Origin of the sequence: Methylibium sp. (assembly GCF_013817365.1) — a bacterium.
Taxonomy (GTDB): domain Bacteria; phylum Pseudomonadota; class Gammaproteobacteria; order Burkholderiales; family Burkholderiaceae_C; genus Methylibium.
In genome coordinates this window covers 1-4,027 of the sequence record NZ_JACDCU010000385.1, presented here as the reverse complement: position 1 = coordinate 4,027, position 4,027 = coordinate 1, and the positions used below count along the sequence as shown (strand labels likewise).

General features: G+C 68.5%; 5 protein-coding genes. 3 read left to right on the top strand and 2 right to left on the bottom strand.

The features are described 5' to 3' along the window. On the bottom strand, positions 1-553 hold a 553-nt coding region (locus H0W38_RS18205), incomplete at its 3' end, for a YeeE/YedE thiosulfate transporter family protein (protein WP_292456733.1). Positions 554-676: 123 nt separating this feature from the next. Here H0W38_RS18205 and H0W38_RS18200 point away from each other — a divergent pair. Both H0W38_RS18200 and H0W38_RS18195 read left to right on the top strand, forming a co-directional pair. Continuing rightward, positions 677-1,342: a DUF599 domain-containing protein gene (locus H0W38_RS18200; RefSeq protein WP_292456730.1), complete on the top strand. Its 666-nt coding sequence runs from the start codon at positions 677-679 to the stop codon at positions 1,340-1,342. 18 nt (positions 1,343-1,360) lie between these two features. Continuing rightward, the gene (locus tag H0W38_RS18195) at positions 1,361-2,260 is read left to right on the top strand and encodes an alpha/beta hydrolase (RefSeq protein WP_292456727.1); all 900 of its coding nucleotides are present in this window, start codon (positions 1,361-1,363) and stop codon (positions 2,258-2,260) included. A 55-nt stretch (positions 2,261-2,315) separates the two neighbouring features. Here the strand turns inward: H0W38_RS18195 and H0W38_RS18190 are convergent, their stop codons facing one another. After that, the gene (locus tag H0W38_RS18190; protein ID WP_292456724.1) at positions 2,316-2,840 is read right to left on the bottom strand and encodes a TlpA disulfide reductase family protein; all 525 of its coding nucleotides are present in this window, start codon (positions 2,838-2,840) and stop codon (positions 2,316-2,318) included. A 193-nt stretch (positions 2,841-3,033) separates the two neighbouring features. On the opposite strand from H0W38_RS18190, the gene H0W38_RS18185 reads away from it, so the two are divergent. Then, positions 3,034-4,027: molybdopterin-dependent oxidoreductase (locus tag H0W38_RS18185; protein ID WP_292456721.1), on the top strand; the 994-nt coding region annotated here is incomplete at its 3' end.

Genomic DNA, 4,027 nt, shown 5'->3' with positions numbered 1-4,027 from the left:
GCAGCAAGGCCCATCGCAACGTGGCGGCCGATGCGGGCAGCAGCACGGCCAGCAGCGAGCCGAGGTCTTGCGGCCGGCCGAGTTGCAGGCTCCACGTGTCGAGCCCCTGTACGCGGACTTCCGCCAACACGCCGCGCAGCGTCATCTGCGCGACGACGGCGGCGACCAGCAGCGTCACCAACGATTTGAGATTGCCCGACCCGGCCTTGACCAGGCTGCGCTGCGGGCACCCGGCCGCCAGCACCATGCCATAGCCGAACAGGGCGCCACCCACCAGGTAGGAGGCCCAGACGAAGCGCTCGCTCCACGGCAGCGTGCGCTCGGCATCGAACACCTGCAATCCGATCAGCACCTGTGAGCCGAGCGCGGCGACCGCCACGGCGAGCACCCAGGTCATCAGGCGGGCTTGCCCGCGAAAGACGAACCAGTCGGCAATGGCGCCGCGAATGCAAAAGCGCGACGCCTGACCCGCCGCGCCGAGCAGCACGCCGATGAGCAGAGCGCCCCAGACCACGGCCCGGGTGGCTGTTTCAGGGTTGAGTTCAAGTTCCATGATCGTGATTGCCAACGCGCCGCAGGCTCGGTAAAACAAACCCGTAATTGTGCCGGGCGCCCGCCGCGGCCTGCCATGCACGTCCGGGAAAGCCAGCGGATGGCCGGGCCGATAGGATGCCGCATGAATCCTTTGCTTCCCTGGCTGGCCATTGCGGCGGCCACCTTGCTCATCGGCGCTTATGAGTTGCACCTTGTTATGACCGCGCGCCGCGGCCCCGAGGTGACGGCGCGTTCGGCGCATTCCCGGCTGCGCGGCGAGTGGGTCGCGGCGCTCGCGGTGCAGCCGGGCTCGGAAATCCTTGCCGTGCAGACGCTCAGGAATTCGCTGATGTCGGCCACCATCACCGCATCGACTGCAGCACTCGCGCTGATGGGCAGCGTTTCGCTCGCCGCTTCGTCGGCCGTCAGGAACGGCACGCTGTGGGCGCCGCCGCAAAACTCGGCGCGGCTGGTGCTGGAGCTGCTGCTGCTGGCCACGCTGTTCGCCTCCTACTTGTGCTCGGCCATGGCGATGCGCTACTTCAGCCAGGCCGGCTTCGTGCTTTCGCTGCCCGTCGGCTCGCCGGCGCGCGAGCGTCGCAACCCGATGGCCACGGCATACGTGCAACGCGCCAGCGTGTTGTACAGCTGGGGCCTGCGTCTGTTTCTCTTCGTGGCGCCGATCGGCGCCGGCCTGGTCAACCCGATCGCGATGCCTTTCGCGGCGCTGGCGCTCATCGTCGTGCTGCGGGTGTTCGACCGGGCGCCCGATGTTCCTGTCCCGGGGCAGGCGCCCGCCCCTCAGTAAACCCATCGGCCATTCACCATGAACGCTTCTGCGCAGCCGCTGTTCCCCCGTTTCGAACCGCTTCGCATGGAGGTGGGCGACGGCATTTACATCGCGGCGGTCATCGGAGGCACCGGCGCGCCGCTGCTGTTGCTGCACGGCCATCCGCAGACGCATGCCATCTGGCACCGCGTTGCGCCGGTTCTTGCGCAGCATCGCACCGTGGTCGCTGTCGACCTGCGCGGCTACGGGGACTCGACCAAGCCCAATGGCGAGGCCGATCATGAGAACTACTCGAAGCGAGCCATGGCGCGTGACCCGCTCGCACTGATGCACGCGCTCGGTTTCGAACGGTTCGATGTGCTGGCCCACGACCGCGGCGCGCGGGTCGCCCACCGCCTGGCCGTGGACCACCCCGAGGCGGTCCGGCGTCTGGTGTTGCTCGACATCGCACCCACCCTGGCGATGTACGAGCAGACGACCGAGGCGTTCGCGCGGGCCTATTGGCACTGGTTCTTCCTCATCCAGCCCGCGCCGCTGCCGGAACGGCTCATCCAGGCCGACCCTGCCGGCTACGTTCGCGACGTGATGCGCCGAGGCAGCGCCGGCCTCAGCGCTTTCGATCCGCTCGCGCTGGCCGAGTACGAGCGTTGCATTGCGCTTCCGGGCGCCGCGCACGGGTTGTGCGAGGACTACCGCGCCTCGGCCGGCATCGACCTCGAACACGACCGGGCCGACCGCGATGCCGGCCGCCTGCTCGAGCAACCGCTGCTGGCGCTCTGGGGCGAGCACGGCGTCGTTCACCGGTGCTTCCACCCGCTCGATGAATGGCGCCGCGTCGCGCGGGACGTGAAGGGCGAAGCACTTGCCTGCGGTCACTACATCCCCGAGGAAGCGCCCGAGGCCTTGCTCGCGAGCGTGGTGCCGTTTCTTTCCTGATCGGCCTCATCGAGCCGAGCCAGGCCCGGCTCCGGCGATCGACTGACGCTGCCGCTCAGTCGCCCGGGCGCAGCAGCTTCAACTTGCTCGCGAGCGCAGCCTTGGAAATGGCGCCGACATGGCGCGCGACCAAACGGCCCTCGGCGTCGTAGAACAGCGTTGTCGGCAGGCCCCTGGCGCCGACCGCCGGACGCAACGCCGAAGCAGCGTCGAGCAGCACGTTGTCGAGCGCGAGGATCTCGTCGTACAGGTAGCGCCGCACCACGGCCGCGCTTTCGCCCTGGTTGGCGAACACGAAACGAACCGAGGTCTCGCGCTCCTGGGCCAGCGCGAGCATCGGCATCTCTTCGCGGCACGGCGGGCACCACGTGGCCCACAGGTTGACGACGGTCGGCTGTCCTTTGGCAAAGGCGGGCAGATCGACCGGAGCCCCCTCCAGCGTCATCAGGGGCACGCGGGGCAGTGCCGATTCGCCGGCCGTTCCGGCCGCAAGGCTCGGCCCACCGAGAAGCGCCAGCACGAGCACGAAAGCGGGGGCCTGTAGGCGCAGAGGAAGGTGGCCGATGTGGAAGGTGATCATGGCGGCGAAGGCAGACGCAACGCGGGAGAGCATAGGCCCGGCCAGCGGCCCGAGGGACGGCCCGGACCCTCGGCGGGTTTCCCCCCATCGCAATAACTTCTGCAATCGCTAATATTCGCCACAAATGATATCCGGGCGAGTCGCTTTCCAGGCGCAATGCAGAACCGGTGCTTCCGATTGGCGAAAGGGCAGCGTGGATTCGCAAGGCAAACCGGCCGGGCGCCTGATCAAGGCACCGGAAAACTTCGTCGATGCGGCGGGCGTGCGGCAGGTTTTCGCCGAAGCCCGCAGCGGACGCCGGGACTTCATCCGGCAGGCCTTTGCGGCGGCCGGCGCTGCGGCGACGGCGCCCCTGGCACTGGCGGCGGCCGATCCGGTGTCGGCCGACGGGGGCGACCCGCACATCCTGAACCTGCCCGCACACAGCTTGGGCCTCGGCCAGCCGGTGGCCACCGATGGCTACGGCAAGCCGTCCGAGTTCGAAGCCAACGTACAGCGCCGCCGCAGCCCGGGCCTCACGCAGACCACCCAGGCCTCGGTGTCGTTTGCGCCGCTGCAGTCGCTGTTCGGCATCGTCACGCCCAGCGGACTGCACTTCGAGCGGCATCACCAGGGCTGGTGGGACGTGGACCCTGCAAAACACCGGTTGATGATCAATGGCTCGGATGCGAGCCTCGTGAAGACGCCGCGCGTGTTCACGATGGACGAGCTCATGCGTCTGCCCTCGGTCTCGCGCTTCCACTTCATCGAATGCGGCGCCAACACCGGCATGGAGTGGGGCAACGCCGCGGTGCCGACCTGCCAGTACACGCACGGCATGCTCAGCTGCAGCGAGTTCACCGGCGTGCCGCTGCGAACCCTGTTCGAGCTGTGCGGCGTGGATTACGAGCGCGGCCGCTTCGTGCTGGGCGAGGGTGCCGATGGTTCCTCGATGACGCGCACGCTACCGATGGAACTGGTGGAAAGCGGCGAGGTGCTCGTCGCGTACGGCCAGAACGGCGAAATGCTGCGCCCCGAGAACGGTTACCCGCTGCGCCTGGTCGTGCCCGGCGTGCAGGGCGTGAGCTGGGTCAAGTACCTGCGCCGCATCGAGGTGGGCGACAAGCCCTACGGCAGCAAGGATGAAGTGCTGCACTACGCCGACCTCATGCCCGACGGCCGCCACCGCCAGTACACGAGCACGCAGG